At 28.3% G+C, this 1397-nt stretch carries 3 protein-coding genes; all 3 read right to left on the bottom strand.

The features are described 5' to 3' along the window. The coding region (locus tag DXN04_RS35550; RefSeq protein WP_233525753.1) for a hypothetical protein at positions 1-187 on the bottom strand (187 nt) is incomplete at its 3' end. Between the two features lie 3 nt (positions 188-190). After that, the gene (locus DXN04_RS34420) at positions 191-541 is read right to left on the bottom strand and encodes a putative peptidoglycan-binding domain-containing protein (RefSeq protein ID WP_116857938.1); all 351 of its coding nucleotides are present in this window, start codon (positions 539-541) and stop codon (positions 191-193) included. Next, the coding region (locus tag DXN04_RS35120) for a hypothetical protein (RefSeq protein WP_158569335.1) at positions 538-1397 on the bottom strand (860 nt) is incomplete at its 5' end. The genes DXN04_RS35120 and DXN04_RS34420, both read right to left, overlap by 4 nt.

Here is a 1397-nt window from a genome sequence, read left to right as displayed (position 1 = left end):
AAGGATTAGTACAATATCTAAAACAATCAACAGCGTCATAATATTCATCTTCATCAAATTCTTTAATTATAACCCAAAACCAAAGAACTTTAATTTGAACTTTATAAATCACAAATTCAAAGTCATCACCAATATGATGTTCATCGCCAATTAATCTTATATTTTTTCTACGATTAATAATATACATAACTTATTCTTCAAGAGTTCTACGAATCCAACCTCTAAGAAATTTAATATTGTTTCCTTTTCCGGCAATATCATTATAATATCTAATACGCTCAAGTTTATATTTAGCTACAAAATAATCAGCACTAATTGTAGTATCAGACTTATAAGCATTAAGAGAATCTTGAGTTCTACGAAGTAATTCTTTAGTTAAAACTAATTCATTAATAGCAGTAGAATCAGTAACAGGAACATAACGAATTTCAGGAACTGGAGTAATACGTTTAGTGCATCCACTAGATAAACAAATAGCAAATATAACTAAAACAATAAAACCAATAATTACTCCAATTAAATTATCTTTATTTAATTTCATATAGCAAGTTTAAATTGAGTTTGAACACCACTAGCTTTAATTTGTAATTCTCTATCTTTAAGAACTTTATTAATATCGTCACGTAGGTAATTCATAGTAAAGAACTTAGTAGTTTCAACAGGATTTTCTTTAATATGATAAAGACCATCAGAAAACCTTTTTGGCATACCATATTCATTAAGTTCAAAATCACTATCAATATGACACAGCCAAATACCTTTAATAGTTAAACCAAGTATATATTCAACAGCAAAAGCATACATACTAAGTTGAAGATTATATATAGCACCATTACAATTAGGAAGATGATTAAGAGGAGCTAAAAGTCGTTCATCTTTATCAACCCAAACATTAGTTTGTTGTGCAGGTCTAACTGTTTTATCTTTCTTATAATAACCACTACTAAATTTTAATCCACCACGATTAGTTTTCCAATCACCTACAACAGCACAATTAGTATCTTCATTAACTAGAAGAATATCAATAGTTCCACTAATTAACCAATCTATAAGAAACATACCAATCTCACTATAAATCTTATATCCTTTTTCAGTGTACATTTTAAACGCATCATAAATAAGAGGATAACGATTATTAGTAAGTTCAATAAAATCTTTAAGATTAAGTAACTTATAACTAGCACCAAAATTTGGTATATTAGCAATAGTAACCATTACACCATCTTCTCGTTTATCAAGATAATTAATGGCTTGTTGAAACATAGAAGCTCCTTTAACACCATCTTCAAGACCATTATGAGTATTAGTTCCACGTTCACAAGCTTCTTTAGTAATAGTTGACCATTGTTCTTCTAGTTTCTTCTCACTTATCCCTAGTTCTTTAGACTTCTTTCTCA

The organism is Chitinophaga silvisoli, assembly GCF_003412465.1.
Taxonomy (GTDB): Bacteria; Bacteroidota; Bacteroidia; order Chitinophagales; family Chitinophagaceae; genus Chitinophaga; species Chitinophaga silvisoli.
The sequence above is the reverse complement of the archived record's forward strand: the minus strand, read 5'-3'. Positions and strand labels throughout refer to the sequence as shown.